Genomic DNA, 20882 nt, shown 5'->3' with positions numbered 1-20882 from the left:
TGTCTCTGCTACGCAATCAAAATTCTCCATCTCCCATCCCTATTAACGGGCGTGCTGTTGTAGTTGTGCTTTCTCGCTTAGACCCTACTTTTCGCCGGACTCATAGTGTTCGCCGGCGGATTCAGGAAGTCGCGTTCGACCAACAAAGGCGAGAATGACAATCACCATCACAAACGGGATGACTCGGATGAGTTGCTGTGGCAGACCAATCCCCTGGAGTTGGAACACCGTCTGAATCGCGTCAAGTCCTGCGAACAGCATCGTTGCCAAGAACGCCCCAATCGGATTGTAGTTCCCGAATAAGTATGCCACGATGGCAATAAATCCCTTTCCGTTGACCATCGTCGCCCCATTACCGGTGAACTGTCCAAGGTCGAGCGACAGCGCCGACCCGCCCATCCCCGCGAGGACGCCCGAGATGAGCACCCCCGCGTATCGGACTCGGTTGACGTTCACCCCGGCAGTGTCAAGCGCCTTCGGGTTCTCACCGCTCGCCCGGACCCATCGACCGAACGCGGTCCGCTCAAAGACGTACCACGAAGCTACCACCGCAATGAGGAGCATATACACCGATGGCGATGCTGAGAACAGCGCACCAAAAAAGGGAATCTCCGCGAGCACCGGCACACTGATAGATCTGGTTGTCCCCACTGTCGGGGTGTTGGGGCTATTGTAGATGACCTGCGATGCGAAGGGGGCGAGTCCTAGCGCAATCAACCACACCGCCAATCCTGCGATGATCTGGTCGGCGCGGAACTCGATTGTAACAACCGCGAAAAGCAGTGCGAGCAGCACACTCGCGACCACGCCGCCGCTGAACCCAACCCAGATTTCGCCAGTGATATCAGTGACGTAGATTGCGGTGAACGCTGAAATGATAAGCAGCCCTTCCAGGCCGATGTTTATAACACCCGCTCTCTCCGAGAATATCCCCCCGAGCGCGGCAAATGCGATTGGGACCGACAGTCGGAGTGCCGCAGCAAACGTGTCCTTGTCGGTGATAATGTCGGCGAGAATCCCCAAAATTGTGTCTGGAAACGCTGTTCCGCCGAGAAGCAACGCCGCGATTAACCCGATCGCTGCCCATGCGGTCAGTCCGCGGGACGACTGCGGCGCCAGCGGTCCCTTCTCGCGAGTCGCTTCCTTATCCGGCTCTGGGTCTACGCCTGGGTTCACTCCAGTGGTCTCTGACGAGGAGTCACTCATCGGTTGCCTCCAAGTTCCCATCGTCGGTCGCGACCGGCTTCGATCCGGGGTCAACAACCCGCTGACCCACCAGTCGGAAGAACTCTGGCATCGCCACGAACAGAATAATCAGCCCGCGGAGAACACCGACGAGTTGTGGCGGCACATCAGTCGCAAACTGGACAACTGTAGTGCCGCTTTTAAGAACACCAAATAAAAGTGCTGTAAACGCAACCCCTGCGGGATTGTTGCCTGCGAGGATCGAGACGGTGATCCCGTCGAAGCCGTATGCGGGCAGCCCTGACTGGAATGTCCCCAATACCATCATCACGTACATCGAACCAGCAACACCACCAAGCGCCCCTGAGAGCGTGAGACTCGCGACGATGGTCCGTTTGGCGTCGACACCGCCGTACTCCGCGGCGCCGGGTTGGAGCCCGCTGGTCTGGATATCGTAGCCAAACGCCGTGTATTCGAGCAGATAGTAGAGTCCGCCGATTGCCAGCAGCCCACACGCCAGCGCGACGAGCGAGAAGTCCTGGCGACCGCCGAATATGACTGTGGGAAACTGGGCGTACTCGGGCAATGGCACAGTCCGGTTCGCTGGACTTTCGGGATCTTTGAATACGCCACTAACGAGATACAGCGTCACCCCGGTGGCGATGAAGTTGAGCATGATTGTCGTGATCACCTCGTTTGCGTCGGAATAAGCCTTCAGGATCCCCGGAATCGACCCATAAAGCCCGCCAGAGACTACTCCAACCACGACTCCGAACGGAATCAAGAGAACAGATCCGATGACGCCCGAGACCACACTCGAGGCTTGGAGCACAAGAACCGCGGTCGCGAGCCCGCCAACAACCATCTGACCCTGCGTTCCGATATTAAAGATGCCCGCTTGAAACGCCAAGGCGACCGACAGCCCAGTGAAAATCAGAAGCGTAGTCTCACGGAGTGTTACCGAGAACTGTCCCTCCGGAGACCACGCGCCGTTGAATGGATCGCCGAGCGCCCCGAGGAACAACCGGTCGAACACTAAGACTGGATTGTAGCAGAACCCAGTCCCAAAGTAATAGACCGCATCGCCCACGGTGCACGTCGTCATTCGACCGGCGATTAACACTAGTAGGGCGCCGAGCAGGATCGAGAGCAGCAGCGCCGCCGAGCTGATTAGGATCCGTTCGGTCGCCGACGCCGCAACCAACCGCTCAAGGACTCGACGGGCATGGTCGATCACGCTCACACCCGCTCACCGCCCGTGGTGACATCAGTCGGGTCCTCAGTCAGGTCCGATTCGCCCTCGCGTTCGTCACCACCGGTGTCGTCCGGTTGCTGCCCAGCCATCAGCAACCCAAGTTCGGATTCTGTCGTCGTCGTGGGATCGACCAGATCAATGAACTCACCCTCGTACATCACCGCCAGCCGGTCGGAGAGTCCTTGAACCTCCTTGAGTTTCGAAGAGACGAGGAGGACTGCAGCCCCTGCTTCTCGGAGTTCTAGTAACCGCTCGTGAATGAACTCGATTGATCCTACATCGACACCCCGGGTCGGGTTCGACGCAACCACGAACTCGGGGTCGCGTTCGAACTCCCGACCGACGATGAACTTCTGCTGGTTTCCGCCTGACAATGACGCCGCAGAAGTGTCGGCGCCGGGCGTCCGCACGTCATACTCATTAATGATGGTCTTGGCATGTTCTCTGGTCTTGTCCCAATCGATCCGACCGCTCGATTGAAACTGTGATGAGTGTTGACTGCCCAACAGTGCGTTGCCTACTAGGTCGAAATCCATCACCACCCCCCGGTCCTGTCTGTCTTCTGGGATATATGCCATCCCAGCCTCAATCCGCTGGCGTCGGGAGTTGTCTGTCACGTTTTCATCGAGCAACCGGATCGTACCGGTCTCTGGGGCTCGCAAGCCTGTGATCGCCTCGATGAGTTCCGACTGACCGTTGCCGTCGACACCGGCAATCCCGAGTATTTCACCTGCACAGACCTCGAAATCGACAGTATCGACCGCCCGAACCCCGCGGTCGCCATCGACAACCAGGTCGGAAACTGACGCCACCACGCCCCCGTTTCGGTCGACGGGCGGTCGATATCAAGCAGCACCTCCCGACCGATCATTAACTCCGCGAGGGCATTACGGGTAGTGGTGCCGGCGTCGACAGTGTCGACCCTCTGACCGTCCCGCAGGACAGTAATCTCGTCTGCAGCCCGCATGGCCTCGCCCAATTTATGCGTGATGAAGATGATTGTTTTTCCCTGAGCAGTTAACTCTTCAAGTACGCCGAACAACTCCTTGATCTCTTGAGGGGTCAACACTGCCGTTGGCTCATCAAGAATCAGCGTGTCGGCGCCGCGGTACAGCGCTTTCAGGATTTCGACACGCTGTTGTTCGCCGACTGAGATGTCCTCAATCCGAGCGTTGGGGTCGATATCGAACCCATAGCGACCGGCGATCTCAACCACGGCCTTCCTGGCTGCGGTCCGGTCGACCGCGAGCCCACCCCACTTCCGCGGTTCGTTGCCAAGCGTGATGTTTTCGACCACTGTCATCGGGTCAACAAGCATGAAGTGCTGGTGAATCATTCCGATGCCGGCATCAATGGCGTCCCGCGGGGAGTCGAAATCCCGCTCTTCGCCGGCAACTTCGACTCGTCCCGAGGTGGGCTCATACAGCCCATAGAGAACATTCATCAGGGTTGTTTTCCCGGCGCCGTTCTCCCCTAACAGCGCGTGAACAGTTCCCTGCTTGACCTCGAACTCAATGTTATCGTTCGCAACGACACCAGGAAACCGTTTGGTTATCCCATCGAGGTGGACGGCTGTCTCCATATGTGTGTTACTCTCTGTCGAGAGGATAAACGAACAGGTTTAGATGGTGACTCCGAGTCAGTCATTCCGGCGACGTCGGGACCGAGATGTCGCCGCTAATGATATTATCGCGTGCGGTCGAGACCTCATCAGCCACGTCGGCAGGGATTTTCGATCCCAGTGAGTCGCCATAGATCAGCCCGATGCCTTCCTCGGCAAGCCCAAGTGATAGAGACTCGCCGCCGGTGAATTCGCCATTTACTTTTGCGGCGATGGCGTTATATACCGGTGTATCCACCCGTTTTATCATACTCCCGAGAATGATATCGGCGTATGAATCCCGGGTAATCGACTGGGCGCGGTCGACACCGATTGCGAACCGGCCCGCCTCCTGTGCGGCCTGGAACACACCAGTTCCGGTGTTACCGGAAGCATGAAAGATGATATCAGCACCGCCATTGTACATCGCAGCCGCCGCCTCGCGACCCGCTGCCGGATCGTTGAAACTCCCTGTGTAGTTCGTGCTGACGTCGATGTTATCACTTCCGGCGGCGACGCCCGCCTCGAATCCAGCCTGGAATCGCTTTATGAGATCGGATTCGACGCCTCCAACGAACCCGACGCTGGTGGAGTCGCTTACGGTCGACCCCGTGCCCGCCGAGAAGTCCTGGGTCGTGAGCAGACTAGCCATCAGCCCTGCGAGGTACGATCCTTCGTGTTCTTTGAATGTGTAACTTACTACGTTGGGCGATTCGACCACGGAGTCGGCAATCATGAAATCCTGATCGGGAAACGACCCTGCGGTCTCAGCCAAAGAGTTCGCTTGGAGGAACCCGATACAGCAGACCAGGTCATAATCAGGATCCGTTGACTGTGCGAACTGCTGCTGGAAGTTGCTGAACTGTGAGACCTCGTCAGGTTGTGCCTCGTTGTACACGATCCCAAAGTCCTCCTCAGCCTGGATTGCTCCACTCTGTGCTTGGTCATTGAACGACCCATCGCCAAGACCGCCGGTCGCATAAACCATCCCGATGTTGGCTGCCGGACTCCTCTCGGTGGTTTCGGTCGCAGTCGTCACTTCCATTCCGTCGCCGGAGTTATCGGACTCTGTTTCGGTCTCCGTGTTGCCTGCTCCGCCGGATGGACCGCCGCTACACCCCGCCAGACCCGCGATTCCTGCTATGCCGGTCGCTTTTACGAATGTACGTCTATCCATGGCTGTAAACACCTACCTAACAGTGGGTAGCGAGATGTGAATAAAATCGTCGCCTCGGTCCACCAGCCGCAGGGTTTAGAAACTTCTTTCACCGCGGAGGTCGTCGTCGTAGAGCGCGTCTCGCGCGGTCGTGTTAGCGGTGACGCACTCGGTGTAGGAGGTGTCGGACCAACAGAACTCGGCGGCACGGTTGGCGCAGTGAAGGAACTGCCGGGCGGATTCGTGGAGGTCGTCGCGGTGCTCGTCGGCAACGACGAGTTTGACAGGTGCGGTACGCCGGCACTATGTATTTCATATATGCTTCCAACGGTTATTATCTGTTTGGTAGTTAGGTAGTCGGAGTAACCCGGTTGTGTCGTAGCATGTCGGGTTCCTCTTCCGGTCTACTCGCTCACTCTGTTCGCTTCTTGAGGCCGGAGGCTCCACCTCGAAAATGCTGAAACAGCTAGCGGATATCATTGGTATTTCACTCAATTTTGAGGGAATTCACCATCCCGTGTATTTATCTCGGCGATAGATATCGAGTTCCTGAATCGTTGAATACTCCTGTGCAGCAGCGAAGGTAATCGCCTCTGCGACCTCCTCAGGCTCGGTTACCTCACCCTGTTCGAATCGATCTGTGAACTGCTCTCCCTCAACATCGAATTCCGTGCGAACCTCCGATGGATTGATAATACTGACTCCAACTCCCGTGTCACCAACTTGCGCAGCAACACTCTTTGCGAATCCTCGGATCCACCATTTTGAGGCGGCATATACTGGATTAAACGGTCGTGGATACTCACCGGCGAAACTTCCGACAAAGACAATTGTTCCCTTACTATCACGAAGATGAGTAAGAGCCGCTCTGGTGAAGAAAAACGCTCCATCGACATTCGTGTCCATCATTGCTCGATATGATTCTGTTGACATTGATTCGATATCACTCCCACGAGCAAGTCCTGCATTGGCAACAGCAACGTCAATCCCGCCGAATCGTTCAACAGTTGCCTCAATCGCTGCCTCAACCGCAGTCGCGTCTCGAACATCTGTTGGCACGGTAAGCGTCTCAGTCTCATACTCGAGTGTCAATTCTTCAGCGAGTTCATTGAGGCGCTCTTCGCGTCTGGCGAGTAATGCAACATCAGCACCAGCCGCAGCAAAACGCTTTGCTGTTGCTGCGCCGATTCCTGAACTCCCACCAGTGATTACTGCTGTCTGATTTTCGAGTGTCATCTCAAGCGGCATAGTTCGCATTGCAGGTGGCACAGGAATCATATGTATCTTTCCGGTGAACCCATCAAACGAAGCTCTCTCTGCATGTGACTTTCTCGAAACGGAATCGTTTTATTTATTCCAGCAGATTATTGGATATAGCCAGCTCCGTTGGTGTAGTCCGGCCAATCATCTTGCCCTCTCACGGCAAGGACTTGGGTTCAAATCCCAAACGGAGCATCCCAATCTGGGGCTCTTTTTGACAATTTGACTTACACGAATTGAGTGGCATGAACCACAAGCGTAGATGAATATCCATTGTGTTAACAAAGTCCATAGAAGAAATGGGTCGAACGGACTACCGAAGTTTAAATGGAAATTAGTGCGAGTTCCCTGCGCAAACGGTGGCGCGGAGTAGTTCACCTGAACATACTGTATCCGTGTTTCAGAACACACGCATCAGACGATCAAACTAGTTGATAAAATATACTTGACACTATGGACATATGTCCACGCAATTCTAATTATTCTATATGTAAAATAACTATAGAGAATGAGTAAGCAGATTCGAAAGGAGTATTCATCCGCATCTCGCCGCGGAGGTAAGGGGTCAAAAATTGAGCGAATAGCCGATGAGTATGATCTTTCAGGATTAGGAGATGAGCTGGTTTTTCGATGGCTGGGAGAAAACGGATATGAACGCGAGAGTCTCCGTGATTTGGCCGATCGGGTAAATAATCGTCTCATCCATGCCGCAGTCGATGACTCACTCACATTACTTGATGGAGAAGCTGAGAATATTCGTCGACTTCTCACCGATGACGATGTTACTATGGGGGAGCGAACTGAAACTCGACAGAATCTCAAACATAAAGGAATTGATATTAATCATCTTGAATCAAGCTTGATATCATATCAATCAGTCTATAATTATTTCAAACGTGACAGAAACATTTCTCGGAAGTCTCAAGAGACAACTCAGGATCCAACATCAAGTCTTGAACCGATTCAGAAGCTTGCAAATCGCCTGAGAGCCATCGTGACAAACAATATTGACCAATGGACCCGAAAAAATGTGGTTACTGATGGCTCATATGATGTGGATGTTGCTGTGTGGATCACATGTCAAGACTGTGGTGAACGATGGTCGCCAGCAGCATTTCTTGATGAAAGCGGGTGTCAGTGTACCAACACCACTGAATGTTAGCGATAGATGGAGATTTGATCTCTGCGTAGATCGAAATCCCATTGCCTGTTCAGCCAGGCACTGGGTCGTTCCACTCGGGGAGACAGAGGCTACTGGTTATCCCACTCTTTTCGAACCCTCGGTGATCTACAGAGAAGTATCAAGGATTGAACCAATAAAATACAATGATATTTGATACGCCCAATGCAACGGCATAAAACAGATTTAAACTATTTGTAAATAGGGATACAATCCAGACTCCCACTGCTGAGACGACTCCGACAAGAATCGCATATCTTACTCGAGAGAGTCCACGTACCCAATTATCTAACCGATAATACGTCTGCCGCAAAACACTCATATTGGGTTATGCACATCCCCACATATCAGTATCTCGTCCTCATGTAAACGACCCAACCCTACTTCGCTCACCGCATACGCGGTTCGCTCAGTGAGGGATGGGGCTTTGATCTGGATTCCCAGCGATCACCTGTCAGCGGTTGACCGATAGCCGTCGCCATTCAATATCCATATCCCACCATTCACACGCACATCTATTGGTGCGTCTGCGCCCCTCGACGTGGGCGAGGAACGCGGTCTGTGCTGTCGCCTCGACACATATCGTAGTCCGATGTTTTTCGCGCCGTTGTAGTTTGCGGTGATTTCGTACCCACACTTCAGACATCGGAACCGCTCACCGTCGCGGTTGTCCTCGTGAGTAAGCCCACAGTCGGTGTGTGAGCACCACTGGCTCGTGTGGTCGGGTTCGACCTGTTCAGCCGCCACACCGCGTTCTGGCGCTTTGTACTCAACGTACTCGACGAGATGACCGAATGCCCAGATGTGATGCCAGTCTGCGTGTAGCAGTCGCTCCCGAATATCAGTCAACTCCTCGAACACGATCACGTCGCAGCCGTGGTCAACCGCCTCATCAACAATCTCGTTGACGATCGTATGGATGTACTACCGGTTAACAACCATAATCTTATATTCAGAACACGAGAGACAAACCGACCCCTGGGCTGTATCTATCGCAGGAATTATGCATATATACTCATTCAGGGCTTCGCCACTCGCTGTATGAGGCAGGATCTTTCAATTTCCTGCGTCAACGATGCGACTTGCAGATGTCGTAATTGGGTCTACAGCAATCGCAGTTTCCACAGGTGATGTTCATATGAGATAGAAAATAGACATGGAGAAGACATAGGACGTTTGAATGGTATTACATCATATGCACGATGTCCTCGTTATTGGAGGTGGCGTTGCTGGATTGCAGGCTGCTGTATTCACCGCAAAGGCTGGACTCGAAACAGTTGTATTGGACGATGGCAATCCACTAGTCAGTAATACAGATAAGATTCAAAATCTCCTCACAGAGGAGCGAATTGCGGGCGATGAGATCATTAAGAGTGGTCGTGAGCGGGTTATGGAATTTGACGGTAATATCGAGAAGGCAACAGTAACGCGTCTTGACCGTGAGGATATGCCTGGACCGTTCACTGTCACAACAGAATCCGATGATTCATATCGAAGTGAAGCGGTCATTATCGCAACAGCGAACGAGTTTGACATGCTTACTCCACTGGATGACGAAATTGAATATGTAGATGGACCGGAAGGAGAGTTCACAATGGAAAAACATATTCAAACAGATGATGCTAATCAAGCAAGTGATAACATATACGTCGCTGGATTAGCGAATACATGGGAGTACCAGACGGCAGTTGCAATTGGCGATGGTGCCAAAGCGGCTATCAATCTTGTCAGTGACCGTAACGAGGAAGCATATATTGATCATGATTGGTAGGCTCAACATGTATCCGCCATATAATGTATGATGCTTATTTTATAGGATGCAACGAGCATTCCCAGGGTCTGACTCTGAAGCGATTCCCCAGGTTAATGTGAGTCAAATCATAGTAAACGCAGTGTGAACTACCCCACCATACTCCGCTATCGCTCCGTTGAGGGTGGGGCTTCCGTGTTCTCGCATCAGACTTTCTGCTTTTGTGACGGTATTTGCAAGTGGTACGTCTGGATGACGCATATCCACAGTGATACCAGTCTCCACCGACGCTCGGAGTCGGACTGCCCCAGCCCTACTCAATAGTGACAATGATAACTCAGGCTGACCGTGGTTAGTATCCCATTCTAAGTCAGTCTGATGAATACTGCTCGTTACAATTTAGTACGAGAAAGCATATGTTAATTATCTCTTGGCAAGATAATGCAAGCGGTATCCCCTCCCTACTCGCTCGTTTCACTCTGCTTGAGGAAGAGGACTTAGCCTCGTAATCGTTAATTACTGAACGATCATCTGTAGAAGCGAATACTCGTCGTTTCGATCCTCTCTGATCACAGGTGTCAGTTCGTTATTCTGCCGACCCTACACCCAATCTTCCGCAGGTACTGACTGCTACAAATAAGCGATTACTGAATACGGGATGAAGACGAACATGAGTGCGAGTGTTGAGAGTGCAGCAAAGAACCGCACGCAGATTATTATGCAGCGCGGACCGTTGACTGGAATCTCGTCAAAAACTAGCTCACGTTCACACAAGACAGATTAATTGCCAGATTGTCCTGGAGTTAGACATCTTCATTAAGACCAGCAATTTCATCTCTGCCGCGTTTCGTGTCCATATAAAGAGCTTACTGATAAGCGTCGTTCTAACAGGTAATTCCCGAATATATCAAATACATCTGACCAACCAATCTATACAGGAGCAACCTCAATACATTTCATATGAACACAATTTGTTATGAGTGTAATAAATCATACACAGAGCTTCAATTATTACCAGGTGAGGTCGATTTATGTCCGCAGTGTTTTGAACGGAAGCTCAACGGTGAATTATGATGAATATATGTTCACAAAAGGCTGCTAACAACGAATAATACATCGAGTGAATAGTATTGTGTATTATCCCGTGTTTTCTTATGAACATATTGGATGTCTGCAAGTCACGTCATCGAAACAGGAAGCTAAAAACTCCTGACCCGAGAAAGCGGCGTCATCCGTTGAGCAAGCAGGGTAGTTTACACCGAATATCATCTTTGTATGTTCCTGATCGCTATCAGACCGTTACAGACAGTGATGTCGCGACCGCAAATTTATCATCGATGGAGATTTCTAAATGTAGTGCAATGTCAGGACAATCTAATGTACTACGAAATCCGCTTGTGCATTATGGGTTACCGGCAGTAAACGCAGTTATTATCCTTGCAGTTGGCTTCTTATTTCTTGACCCCGGCATCACTCGTAACGTGCTATTTCTTGTTGTTGCGGTTGAGATCACCGTTGTGCCATGGGTATTAAAACGAGCAGGGAGACGAACCTAGTTAGAGGCGATCATAGATCTGTACTGCTAGAACATACTGGTGATTCTCGATTACCTCTACCGAACACTGGTGTGTATCGATGAGAGATGATCATCAGATAATGATATTTCGGATTGCATCTCCAATGACGATAGCAACGAATGATGCAACAATGCCAGCAACAAGCAGCAGGTAATTTGCTATTGTATTTTTTGCGGATACCAACTCCAATGAATAGTGAGTACCATCCTCCCCAAACGGTCTTACTCCCATCGGTGTGAGTGCGTCTGCCGCAATATGTGAAAGAATACCAGTCAGTCCAATAACAAATCCGAATGGAATTGATATAAGTATTGAAGCGATACGCGCATCAGCAAACATCACAGCAATTGTGGTCAAAACTGCAACAAGACAGCCAGTCAGAACAGCAAAGCTGATTGTATGTGTCACGCCACGATGTGTAAGAGTATCAATCTGTGTATCATAATCTGGAAGCGGTGCAATTGCCAGTGTTAATACTCCTCCAAGGACTGCTGCTACATCGAATCCAGCAATAATAGTGAGACATCCAACCGGAGCGTATGCCAGCAATGACGCACCATAATGACCTTTTCTGTACATTGATATTTTTGAGTTATGATACTACAACCACATTTATATGTTGTTTTTCTGATTTATTATATACTATCAGTACTGCATATTTATCTGTGGACGGCTTACATATAAATCATCAATAACACGCTATGATGAATAGTAAATATTAGTATATTAAGATCACCGAACTCAGTTTCTCACGCACGCGCGCGACGGGCTTATTAATCCTCTATACATAGATAACGTATGTCCGATACGACCATGCAGTCTATATCATCATCTGATCCTGATATTGAATACGAACAAACGGATGTTTCTGTACTTATTATCGGTGCTGGTGGTGCTGGTGCACGGACAGCAATTGAGCTCGCACAACAGGGGGTTGATGACCAACTTGTCTTAGGCAAACGTAGCCATGGCGATGCACATACAACGTGGGCACGTGGTGGTATCAACGGTGCGCTTGGAACGCATGATCCAGAAGACGACTGGACAATTCATGCTGCGGACACACTCAATGAGGGTCATTTTATCTGTGATCCAGAGAAAGTTGAGACTGTAACCCAGCAGATGCCAGATCGGCTGCGTGAACTCGATGAATGGGGAATGGACTTTTCACGAACCGAGGATGGTGGAGTTGATCAGCGGTTCTTCGGTGCGCAGTCATTCCGTCGCACCGCCTTTGCAGGTGATCATACAGGTGAATCGCTGCTTGATACACTCGTTTCACGAGCACAAGAGCTTGAAATACCATATGAAGAAAACACGATGATCACTCGTCTTATCTCCGACGGGGACTCTGTGCACGGTGCTGTTGGCATTGATCTTGATACTGGTGAATTCACTGTATTTAATGCCAATACGGTAGTGCTGGCTGCAGGAGGATATGCAGCAGCATATAGTCGTCATACTTCACGAGATGATGAAAATAACGGCGATGGTGCAGCACTTGCGTATGATGCTGGTGCATCATTGATGGATATGGAGTTTGTCCAGTTCCATCCGACGGGAATGGCAGTCGATGAGAGTGACTCTGAGTGGGCTGAGTGGAGTGGTCGTCTTGTAACAGAAGCAGTTCGCGGTGAGGGAGGACGGCTATATAATAGTGAAGGTGAGCGATTCATGGAACGGTACTCACCTGATCAAATGGAATTGGATGCGCGTGACGTCGTTGCTCGGGCAATTGCAAAGGAAATTGCGGAGGGGAGAGGAACAGAGAATGATGGCGTTCATCTTGATATCTCTCATCGAGATGCATCATTCATTGAAGAACGACTCCCACGAATGTACCAGCGATTTGCGGACCTCGGTGTTGACCTCGCTGAGGATCCCGTTGAGGTCGCACCGACCTCACATTACGGAATGGGTGGCGTTTCAGTCGATGAATACGGCGAAACAGATATTGATGATTTATTCGCTATCGGCGAGACAATGGCTGGTGTCCATGGTGCGAACCGACTCGGTGGGAATTCACTTGCTGAGACAGTCGCATACGGTACTGTCACCGGTGATCGCATTGCTGATCGGGTCACAGGGTCTGACGCAAATAATACAATCCCACACTCACTGCGTGAGAATCTTATCCAACCACATTTAGACGAACTACGCTCGTTGGCAAATGCTGACGGTGAGCATGATGTGATGACGGTCTTTGAAGAAATTCAGACGCTTATGTGGGAGCATGCACGTTTGCTTCGCGATCAGTCATCCATTGAATCAGGAATTGATGAACTCGAAAGAGTGCAATCAATGGTCAGCAACATGAATGTCGGTCCGGTTGGAAGTGAATCCTTTGAGTTCGCTATTGATGTTGGGTTTATGTTGACTGTCGCTGAATCAGTTCTTCGAAGCGCTGCACTGCGAACTGAATCACGTGGTGCCCACTATCGGATCGATCATACTGAAACCGAGTCATCATGGCAGAAAAATATCTATGTTGAACAAGCCGATATTGGCGGCATGCGAACGTGGACCGAATCAGTCGATACACCAAGTCCTGCTGTCCAAGCCGCGCTCGATGAAGGTCACGAACTCGACTATCATCAACTTGAGTAATTAAGCAGTTCGTCCCCATTTTTAATACGTCTCATATAATTACCCAATGGTATATTATTTGTCATTATAACCGATATATCATCGTCGAGAGGTGATAATAATCCCAATGAGTGTCATAGCTCCTCCAATCGCAGTAAATCTTGTCGGGAGTTCGCTCAATAATACTACTGCAAGTACCGTGCTACACACAGGTTCAGCAAGGAGTGAGACACTGACAACACTTGATTCGACATGTGCAAGAGCCCAATTCAGGACGGTATGACCGAGAATTCCTGGTCCAAGTGCCATGAGGAGAAAGAGAAACCATTCATACGGTGGATACGCAAATAATGTATCATTTACAGCGGTCGTGAGAGCAAGTAGCACAACCACACAAACCGCATACACAATCACAACATATGGGACAAGCGGGATGCGCTGCCGGAGTGACCGACCGGTGAGAACATACCCAGCCATGCACACAGCAGCCACAATTGCAAGTACATTCCCATAGAGCGGTGCTGATCCTACGGTAGGTGCACCAACAATTGTCCCTCCAAATGACATAATCGCGATCCCACAGAGTGCAATCATCATCCCGACACTAGCACGACGTGTAATTCGCTCAGATAGAAATAACGCTGCACCACTCGCAACAAACAATACCTGTATTTGTACGATTGTCACAGAGGCAGCCACGCTTGTCCATGCTAGACTTTCAAACCACAAAGCAAAGTGCAATGCCAAAGCGACACCAGCTGCACTCGCAGCAATCCAATCACGACGAGAGAGTTGATAAAATGCATCACGATAAGAGTGAACCGCAAAAGGCAACAATAGCACCGTTGTGAATAGGACACGATACAGTGCAATAACGAGTGTTGGCGCTGAACTGTATCGGATCAAAATAGCACTTGTGCTTACTGCAAGAATAGCAATACCAAGCGCTACTACAGGCGGTATTGCATCCGTTGCACGTCGAACAGAGACCCCCACAACTACAATGCTATACGGTGAAATATTAATGATGTGAACTGCGCAGCACTACTTACCCAGAGGCGCTTATATATGCTGTACTGGATAGTTATCGTAACTTGAGGTATTAATATCCAAGATTGAAAATGAAAAAAACTAATTGGTGCCTCTGACGGCATCCCAATTACAATTGATAAATTAATAAGAGTTACTATTATTACAGATTATAACACTGTCATATCGACGCTCTGATGAGTCATCTGAATTATCCAAATCGAGGAGAGTGCCGCCTCCAATTCTCAAAGGTTAATCATATAGTGATTATGGAGCAGATGTTTCACCCTTAGTATCTGAGTTTGCAACTGTTCGAGCAGGGAGACGCGCATAAAGCACGGCTGCAATCGCGGTAACACCTGCTAATAGGAAAAATGACTCCGCAAGGAGTTCACGACTCGCCATTGCTCCAACGACAGTCGACCCAGTAGCGCCGAATAAGAAAAATCCACTTCGAAGGGTTCCCCATGCGGTTCCAGTGACGGTATCGGGTAACACAGCAATAATATACGCATTTGAAACCGGTGCAATACCAAGTCGGGATCCAATAAGCACCGAAACAACAGCAAGTGGTACGATACCATCGACAAGCGGCACTGCAATTAGTGCTGGAACGCCAATCACTGTCATTGCAGTCAAGCTAATACGCTCACCAAATCGGGTCGTGATCGCTCCGGCAGTGACTTGTGTGATTGCACCACCCAAAAATAAGAGTGCAAGCATCCCTGCCGCAAGAGACTGATCAAGTTGTTTCGCAGAGACAAGATATGTGACATAAAATGCCGATAGCCCCTGAAAGGCGAATAGCATCAATGCGACTGCTGTTCCCGCGAGAGCAACTCCACGGTGACGAAGCGCACGGATACCATTAGCTATGAGCCCCTGAATCGAGACAATTTGTGAACGTGAGGTTGATTCAGAGGCTGCAGGTGGGGTCGTGGTATGTCTATTTGCAATAACACGATGCGTAAAGACACTTGTCACCGCAAGCAGAGGAACTAATGATATAATCACAACGCGCCACCCAAGCTCATCAACGACTGCTCCGGCTGTCAATGGTAATACTGCTGAACCAACACTTCCCGCAGCAAGCGTTGCACCGATCGCGGCACTGTCATTACTCGGAAATGTTCGCGATAACGCTGTACCACGGGCGGGACCGTAGAGTCCAGTCGCCAGACCAAACACACCGCATCCAGATAAGAAAATGATGAATACTGGTGCAGCTCCGAGGATCACAACACTTCCAGCGGTGAAAAGAAGGCTTCCAGTGAGTAACCGTCGTTCGCCTAATCGATCGATGAGGATGCCGGCAGGTGATTGCATTATCGCATATGTCGCCCACATAAGTGTCACTGCGATGCCAACACCCAGATTACCGACAGCAAACGTTGTTTTCACTTGTGGGAGGACAGCAGGAACGAGAAACCGACCACCAAGAACGAATACCCACCCAAGTGCAATCGAGATGAGCGTCCATCCGCGACCATCACCACGTAGCCGACTGACTGCTGTGTTAGTCCCCATGTGGTACCTCGAGGTAGTACCCATGAGGGAATTGTGATTTCACCTGCTGGTGAGCGACTTCGAGTTTGAATACTGAAAGAAAATATATTATCCTTACATTCATCGAATCATATTGAGAGCGTTGAGTCAAGTATCGATATGAGTTCCTTGCACAGACCAGAAACTACCAGATATAGGGAGTAACTTATCAAAATCGGTTTTTCGTTTGGTATCTCAGTTATCAACAATACCTCATTATCTTAGGACACTGAAACAGCAAGAGCAAATGATTACACCAGCAATGTCAATATATCACGATTTTGACTACGTAGACTCTGTTATCTCATCTATAAGCCGGTCATACATTCGAAGTGAAATAAATTCGCCGTCAAGATGAGCCGTCCCATGGTGAGCGTATTGAGTTGTCTGGTCATGATCGCCGACTGGATCGTCCAACTGGACTGTCACATGAGCATGAACAAGGATGATCACAATAAGTTGGAACGGTCAATACTGAGGGTCTATGACGAATGTCTTCCGTATTGAATTTCCTCGCGATTTGCTTATCAGTCACTATAGTATGAGTCTCGTTATTCAATACAAGACGCGTATGCCGGCATTCTAGTCGAATGACCTCGGCTCCACAGAGAAACAGTGCTCACATTGCCAACAATTATCAGAAGTATGACCAAAACGGTGACTCCCATATGCTCGTAACGGATTTTCTACAGATACGTAAGGCGAGTTTCTCGGGGCTTTGTATTGATGTTGCTGTGACGTTGACACTGAGGCGTGTTCTGTTCGTTCGATATATCGTTCAATCGTCTCCGTTGAGGCGGTTCCCGCAGCCCCAATGGAGTCCGACCGTTCGTAAACGACCACGGGTCGGGTGACCCGTGGAACTCTCGCTGTTTCCTTTAGAGCTCACCGCCCCACAATGCCTCTTCAAAAATGACTCGTGCTGTTCCCACATCTTTCGAGCCACTTCGGGTGGGATGAGAGGAGTAATATTCTGATTTTTTATCTCGTGAATAAATCTTGTGCTGCCTGCAGCATATATCAAGAATCCGCGGCGATATCTTATAGCATTCTAGCGTATATTAGGATATGTCAACGACGACTGAAACGGCGAATAACCCGCAAGCAGACGTATATAATGGTGAATGGACAGCAGGTGTCATTGGGGGCATTGCTGGGGCAATAGTGATGGCTGCTGCAATAATTGCAATGAATACACCAACACTTGCTGTCGCGATTCCATCATTATACACACTTGCACCGCCAGCAAACGTTGGGCTTGGATTATTTGTCCATCTCTCCCATGGCGCTATTCTTGGCGTTATCTTCGCAGCACTCATCGGTGTCGGAGGATTCTCGAGGCTTGGCGCACGAGTTGGTGTCGGTGTAGTATGGGGAGTTATTACGTGGGCCGGGTTTGCTGCGCTCGTGATGCCGGTGTGGCTCGGTGCTGTCGGGTCACCCGCCAGTCCACCATTACCAAACTTTGCACCACCATCATTGCTGTGGCATCTTCTCTATGGTGTCGTGCTCGGTGTTATCTATGATGTCTCCGAGGATATTGCTTAAACCGTGGAATTCGACATAAACCTCTGTTTTGACCACTAGCCGTCAGAAAGAGTATCCACCGATCAGATCAAATCCAACATCCCGCTGGTTAATCGTACGCCGCTGTCGCTTCAGTTTGGCTGTGACGGAAAGGCTACAGTCCGTCGGTTTTCACGGCGTTAGGGTCCGAATGACTCTCGTACCCGTATTTCAGACACTCGAACGCCTCATGCTTGCGGGCGCTCTGGACGAGACTGGATTATAGTGAGAGAGCCTCACGAACGTCAGAATACATCTTGTCGTGGAGCGTGGAGTGTGTTTTTTCGCCGTGATTTCGGAGGGGTTTCCGCTCCATCCGTGGTCAGCGACGTCGGGCCGCGTGACGGAATTGCTCGGGCGTCTCATCGAGAACACAGTGTTTGTCCTCGGGAACATTGAGTTTTATTTGGATGTTTCGGACAAGCTCCATATTTCATGAGTATATCTGAAGATATTGAATTGATATAATACATCGGGAGTCGGTTAACTACCAAACGTGGAATGTGTCATGGAGTGTCAGGTTCCTCCTCGGGGTCAAGCCCCGAGGTATCCGGCTTGATTCTTGATGAAACACTATGACTGGGCTCGCCGAAGATAATATCTCTCACTTGTTTGAGTGATGACTACTCTCTTCAAGCGGTTGTGAAAAAATAACAATACTGATAACCGACAGTTGATTAATGTAGTTTTCTCGACTCTAATGAGTATTATAAATTTATTAATAGCATCGACAACTCAACTGGTGCTGTTCACGAGAGTGAGTTCCCTGCAACGATAGTATCAAGCTACCAGATGATGATCTTCATCGATAAGTTGCTGGTGAGTGCCTCCTGATAAACGCCCAAAATAAGAGACCTCATTCAATATATCGTATGCTATTGCTTATCACTAATCACACTGATTCCATTATCTGTCATGCGGACATGTAGCAAGGTTTGCTCGAGTGTCTGATCAGAACCGGAGTCCGAATCGGAGTCAAAATCGGTTACATCAGCGAGCTCGGGAGCGCATCCCATCATTCCAATCTGATTGAACCCGCATGCATTACAGACTGCATCCTGTGGGTTTGGTTTGTACTCATCTTTACTCACTGTTGCTGCAAGATATCCAATATCTGTGATCTCATCATTACACACTGAGCAGTTCAGTGGTTGTGGTGTTGAACGCAGCTGCATATTTCTCCATTCGTATTGTGCGTATATCAGTGGTTGGCACTGTGATAATAAGATGCGTGTTTCTGTATGAATCCATACATACCAGAACTGGAACACCAACTTGCGTGTTTCATCTCGAGTCAGGAAAGTCGCAGTATCAACAACCGATATAGAATCAGTTGATACGCAGGACGGGATTACTCACAATCACTGTACCAGCTGTCATTCTCTCATTGCTAAATATCGCACCCCTCTCAATGCCATGATGCCTCACCTCTGATAGTGATTGATTTGAATAGTTTCACTGACGGTGTCGAATGACGCGGATTCAGTGGCTCGTATCACCGACACGGATAATCACGGCAGTAGAGACTTGCACTAATGACTATGAGATTATATCAGAGTTAATTATAACACTGCAGATTTTTGATAATAGAATCCAGTTACTGCAGGCTCATACCCTCCTCAGAAATCAAATCACTCCCGTAGCAATCGAGTATGATTGCGTACTCCAGCGAGTCATTATTATTCTGAGTAAAATACCTCCCAAGTTGGCTCCCCGTCGTCAGGATCAGCGATGGATTCGACCTTTTCACGTTGAAGTGCATTCAACTGTGCTGTTGCCATTGCAGTCCACTGGTGGAATTCACGACGTAATTGCGCCCGGACTGTTTCTGGTGATACCGGCGTATAAATATACACCTCACCGCCACTATCAAGTAGTCGTCGTTGTTTTTTGACGACACCAATTGATGCAAGATGATTGAGATGCCGATTAATTAAACTCCGATCATACTCAGTTTGCTCTGCAAGTGTTGCTACGGTCACCGAACCGCCTTCCATTACACATAAACAGAGTTCTAATTCTGTTTCTGACATATCAAGGACACTTTTCAAAAGTTCAGAGAGTGTTGGAGTGCTTGAAATAGGATCATCTTCTATCACCTCCATTGTCTCCTCACAGCATCTGATCTCTCCATCACCAATCCCAAGATTTCCACAGTGTGAGCACTCAAATGTTGTCACATCATTACTCATGATTAAGCTTATGTCACCGTGATATAATACACTGTATTCGCTGTGTATTTTAACCACAATAGCGATATTTCAGTCAAATAGACACAATCCGCAATATATGGAATATCATATACTATCTGTTGTTTCAAGGATTCGGCAATATGCATGGCATAAAAACGTAGATAACCAATGTGCTAACATGTACATGATTACAAGCACGCATATTAGATATTGATGCGAGACGCAATTCCCGAACCCCCAACTGAGTCGCTCTCACCACTTGCCACAGCAACAGCAGAAGTCATCACACAGTATTCATACGACATCACAACAGCGATTAATGCCATTGATGATGCGATTCCTGGATTTGGTGGACTTTTTGATCCAGGAACAACGATGGATGAGCGACGAAATGCAATCGACACCGTTCTTGAGACGACCGTCGATATCCAGGCGTCTCATCAGTTAGGTGATCATGATTTTGAGAAGCTCATACTGTATACAGACGGCAGTTCTCGGGGGAACCCAGGACCAGCAGGAGCAGGGGCTGTCGTTGAAACGCCGGATGAAACGGTGTTATGTCGAGTTGGACGACCAGTTGGGTCACGAACAGGGAATAACACCGCTGAGTACGCTGCACTTCATCTTGGACTTGCCTGTGTTCTCACACGATATGGGGTATCGCCGCTTGAGATTCGGATTGATTCGATGACAGTCATTGGTGACATCTGGCAGGGTGCGACTCGGGAAGAATTCACAGACTACCGACGTGTGATTAATACGTTACTTGGTGAATTTCCAGATCATCACTGGACGCATGTTGTAGACGCTGAGCGAAATCCTGCCGATGCACTTGCAACAGTGAGTGCTGATATTGCCGGACTTGGTCCTGGGGCATAAACTGAAACATCGATAATAACTTTCTGTTATTTGAAAACTGGATAGTATCTATCAGAATACGAATCAGAGAATAATGATATTTGAGAAGATACGTTACCTGATGGTATGAGCTACTCCACACT

At 49.3% G+C, this 20882-nt stretch carries 18 protein-coding genes, 1 tRNA gene and 4 pseudogenes; 7 read left to right on the top strand and 16 right to left on the bottom strand.

Annotated elements, in window-relative coordinates:
• Nucleotides 1-84: 84 nt before the first annotated feature.
• The 6 genes and pseudogenes from HQRW_RS07775 to HQRW_RS07750 form a co-directional block, all read right to left on the bottom strand.
• Nucleotides 85-1206 carry an ABC transporter permease gene (locus tag HQRW_RS07775; RefSeq protein ID WP_011571690.1) on the bottom strand — a complete coding sequence of 374 codons (1122 nt, stop codon included), beginning with the start codon at nucleotides 1204-1206 and terminating at the stop codon, nucleotides 85-87.
• Entirely contained in the window at nucleotides 1199-2428 is a 1230-nt protein-coding gene (locus HQRW_RS07770; RefSeq protein ID WP_014556166.1) for an ABC transporter permease, read from the bottom strand. Before HQRW_RS07770 ends, HQRW_RS07775 begins: the two co-directional genes overlap by 8 nt.
• Nucleotides 2425-4022 (bottom strand): annotated as a pseudogene (locus HQRW_RS07765) (ABC transporter ATP-binding protein). The gene HQRW_RS07770 and the pseudogene HQRW_RS07765 overlap by 4 nt, the downstream one beginning before the upstream one ends.
• 61 nt (nucleotides 4023-4083) lie before the next feature.
• Complete coding sequence (locus HQRW_RS07760) at nucleotides 4084-5217, bottom strand: BMP family lipoprotein (RefSeq protein ID WP_014556164.1); 1134 nt, start codon at nucleotides 5215-5217, stop codon at nucleotides 4084-4086.
• A 105-nt stretch (nucleotides 5218-5322) separates the two neighbouring features.
• Nucleotides 5323-5496: pseudogene (locus HQRW_RS16480) on the bottom strand (RNA-guided endonuclease TnpB family protein); the annotation flags it as partial.
• 207 nt (nucleotides 5497-5703) lie between these two features.
• Complete coding sequence (locus HQRW_RS07750) at nucleotides 5704-6453, bottom strand: SDR family oxidoreductase (protein WP_014556163.1); 750 nt, start codon at nucleotides 6451-6453, stop codon at nucleotides 5704-5706.
• A 123-nt stretch (nucleotides 6454-6576) separates the two neighbouring features.
• Between HQRW_RS07750 and HQRW_RS07745 the strand changes: the two genes are divergently transcribed.
• Both HQRW_RS07745 and rdfA read left to right on the top strand, forming a co-directional pair.
• Nucleotides 6577-6651 (top strand) — tRNA-Glu (locus tag HQRW_RS07745).
• Between the two features lie 313 nt (nucleotides 6652-6964).
• On the top strand, nucleotides 6965-7618 hold the full coding sequence (gene rdfA / locus HQRW_RS07740; RefSeq protein ID WP_014556162.1) for a rod-determining factor RdfA: 654 nt from the start codon (nucleotides 6965-6967) through the stop codon (nucleotides 7616-7618).
• Between the two features lie 139 nt (nucleotides 7619-7757).
• Here the strand turns inward: rdfA and HQRW_RS15535 are convergent, their stop codons facing one another.
• Together HQRW_RS15535 and HQRW_RS07735 are read right to left on the bottom strand one after the other, a co-directional pair.
• Nucleotides 7758-7958 (bottom strand): hypothetical protein, encoded by a 201-nt coding sequence (locus HQRW_RS15535; RefSeq protein ID WP_143704727.1) that lies wholly within the window; start codon nucleotides 7956-7958, stop codon nucleotides 7758-7760.
• Nucleotides 7959-8083: 125 nt separating this feature from the next.
• Nucleotides 8084-8560: pseudogene (locus HQRW_RS07735) on the bottom strand (zinc ribbon domain-containing protein); the annotation flags it as partial.
• A 271-nt stretch (nucleotides 8561-8831) separates the two neighbouring features.
• On the opposite strand from HQRW_RS07735, the gene HQRW_RS07730 reads away from it, so the two are divergent.
• Nucleotides 8832-9407 (top strand): NAD(P)/FAD-dependent oxidoreductase, encoded by a 576-nt coding sequence (locus HQRW_RS07730; protein ID WP_231852280.1) that lies wholly within the window; start codon nucleotides 8832-8834, stop codon nucleotides 9405-9407.
• A gap of 102 nt (nucleotides 9408-9509) precedes the next feature.
• Here HQRW_RS07730 and HQRW_RS15850 read toward each other — a convergent pair whose 3' ends face one another.
• Nucleotides 9510-9671, bottom strand: coding sequence for a hypothetical protein (locus HQRW_RS15850; RefSeq protein WP_158307744.1), 162 nt, complete (start codon nucleotides 9669-9671; stop codon nucleotides 9510-9512).
• Nucleotides 9672-10747: 1076 nt separating this feature from the next.
• Here HQRW_RS15850 and HQRW_RS07725 point away from each other — a divergent pair.
• A complete protein-coding gene (locus HQRW_RS07725) occupies nucleotides 10748-10942 on the top strand; it encodes a hypothetical protein (protein ID WP_231852279.1) in 195 nt (64 codons plus the stop codon).
• 93 nt (nucleotides 10943-11035) lie between these two features.
• Here HQRW_RS07725 and HQRW_RS07720 read toward each other — a convergent pair whose 3' ends face one another.
• Entirely contained in the window at nucleotides 11036-11542 is a 507-nt protein-coding gene (locus HQRW_RS07720) for a metal-dependent hydrolase (protein WP_014556160.1), read from the bottom strand.
• A 219-nt stretch (nucleotides 11543-11761) separates the two neighbouring features.
• On the opposite strand from HQRW_RS07720, the gene HQRW_RS07715 reads away from it, so the two are divergent.
• Entirely contained in the window at nucleotides 11762-13570 is a 1809-nt protein-coding gene (locus HQRW_RS07715; protein ID WP_014556159.1) for an L-aspartate oxidase, read from the top strand.
• A 78-nt stretch (nucleotides 13571-13648) separates the two neighbouring features.
• On the opposite strand, the gene HQRW_RS07710 is transcribed toward HQRW_RS07715, so the two are convergent.
• From HQRW_RS07710 to HQRW_RS15305, 4 genes and pseudogenes are all read right to left on the bottom strand, one after another.
• Nucleotides 13649-14545, bottom strand: a complete 897-nt coding sequence (locus tag HQRW_RS07710) for a DMT family transporter (protein ID WP_014556158.1) — start codon at nucleotides 14543-14545, stop codon at nucleotides 13649-13651.
• 300 nt (nucleotides 14546-14845) lie between these two features.
• A complete protein-coding gene (locus HQRW_RS07705; protein ID WP_014556157.1) occupies nucleotides 14846-16105 on the bottom strand; it encodes an MFS transporter in 1260 nt (419 codons plus the stop codon).
• A 303-nt stretch (nucleotides 16106-16408) separates the two neighbouring features.
• Nucleotides 16409-16552: a hypothetical protein gene (locus tag HQRW_RS15845; protein ID WP_158307743.1), complete on the bottom strand. Its 144-nt coding sequence runs from the start codon at nucleotides 16550-16552 to the stop codon at nucleotides 16409-16411.
• Between the two features lie 324 nt (nucleotides 16553-16876).
• Nucleotides 16877-17066, bottom strand: a pseudogene (locus HQRW_RS15305) (hypothetical protein); the annotation flags it as partial.
• Between the two features lie 125 nt (nucleotides 17067-17191).
• On the opposite strand from HQRW_RS15305, the gene HQRW_RS07700 reads away from it, so the two are divergent.
• Nucleotides 17192-17671, top strand: coding sequence for a DUF6789 family protein (locus tag HQRW_RS07700; RefSeq protein WP_014556156.1), 480 nt, complete (start codon nucleotides 17192-17194; stop codon nucleotides 17669-17671).
• Nucleotides 17672-18564: 893 nt separating this feature from the next.
• On the opposite strand, the gene HQRW_RS07695 is transcribed toward HQRW_RS07700, so the two are convergent.
• Both HQRW_RS07695 and HQRW_RS07690 read right to left on the bottom strand, forming a co-directional pair.
• A complete protein-coding gene (locus tag HQRW_RS07695) occupies nucleotides 18565-18864 on the bottom strand; it encodes a hypothetical protein (RefSeq protein ID WP_014556155.1) in 300 nt (99 codons plus the stop codon).
• 504 nt (nucleotides 18865-19368) lie between these two features.
• Entirely contained in the window at nucleotides 19369-19881 is a 513-nt protein-coding gene (locus HQRW_RS07690) for a helix-turn-helix domain-containing protein (RefSeq protein ID WP_014556154.1), read from the bottom strand.
• Between the two features lie 213 nt (nucleotides 19882-20094).
• Between HQRW_RS07690 and HQRW_RS07685 the strand changes: the two genes are divergently transcribed.
• The gene (locus HQRW_RS07685; protein ID WP_014556153.1) at nucleotides 20095-20760 is read left to right on the top strand and encodes a ribonuclease HI family protein; all 666 of its coding nucleotides are present in this window, start codon (nucleotides 20095-20097) and stop codon (nucleotides 20758-20760) included.
• Nucleotides 20761-20882 lie beyond the last annotated feature (122 nt).

The sequence above is a fragment of the Haloquadratum walsbyi C23 genome, assembly GCF_000237865.1.
Classification (GTDB): Archaea; Halobacteriota; Halobacteria; order Halobacteriales; family Haloferacaceae; genus Haloquadratum; species Haloquadratum walsbyi.
The sequence above is the reverse complement of the archived record's forward strand: the minus strand, read 5'-3'. Positions and strand labels throughout refer to the sequence as shown.

Excerpts from the sequence above, each read along its gene's own strand:
- HQRW_RS07775 (WP_011571690.1), bottom strand. The coding sequence starts at position 1,206 with ATGAGTGACTCCTCGTCAGAGACCACTGGAGTGAACCCAGGCGTAGAC.
- HQRW_RS07760 (WP_014556164.1), bottom strand. The coding sequence starts at position 5,217 with ATGGATAGACGTACATTCGTAAAAGCGACCGGCATAGCAGGAATCGCG.
- HQRW_RS07750 (WP_014556163.1), bottom strand. The coding sequence starts at position 6,453 with ATGCGAACTATGCCGCTTGAGATGACACTCGAAAATCAGACAGCAGTA.
- rdfA (WP_014556162.1), top strand. The coding sequence starts at position 6,965 with ATGAGTAAGCAGATTCGAAAGGAGTATTCATCCGCATCTCGCCGCGGA.
- HQRW_RS15535 (WP_143704727.1), bottom strand. The coding sequence starts at position 7,958 with ATGAGTGTTTTGCGGCAGACGTATTATCGGTTAGATAATTGGGTACGT.
- HQRW_RS07730 (WP_231852280.1), top strand. The coding sequence starts at position 8,832 with ATGCACGATGTCCTCGTTATTGGAGGTGGCGTTGCTGGATTGCAGGCT.
- HQRW_RS07725 (WP_231852279.1), top strand. The coding sequence starts at position 10,748 with ATGTCAGGACAATCTAATGTACTACGAAATCCGCTTGTGCATTATGGG.
- HQRW_RS07720 (WP_014556160.1), bottom strand. The coding sequence starts at position 11,542 with ATGTACAGAAAAGGTCATTATGGTGCGTCATTGCTGGCATACGCTCCG.
- HQRW_RS07715 (WP_014556159.1), top strand. The coding sequence starts at position 11,762 with ATGTCCGATACGACCATGCAGTCTATATCATCATCTGATCCTGATATT.
- HQRW_RS07705 (WP_014556157.1), bottom strand. The coding sequence starts at position 16,105 with ATGGGGACTAACACAGCAGTCAGTCGGCTACGTGGTGATGGTCGCGGA.
- HQRW_RS07700 (WP_014556156.1), top strand. The coding sequence starts at position 17,192 with ATGTCAACGACGACTGAAACGGCGAATAACCCGCAAGCAGACGTATAT.
- HQRW_RS07695 (WP_014556155.1), bottom strand. The coding sequence starts at position 18,864 with ATGCAGCTGCGTTCAACACCACAACCACTGAACTGCTCAGTGTGTAAT.
- HQRW_RS07690 (WP_014556154.1), bottom strand. The coding sequence starts at position 19,881 with ATGAGTAATGATGTGACAACATTTGAGTGCTCACACTGTGGAAATCTT.
- HQRW_RS07685 (WP_014556153.1), top strand. The coding sequence starts at position 20,095 with ATGCGAGACGCAATTCCCGAACCCCCAACTGAGTCGCTCTCACCACTT.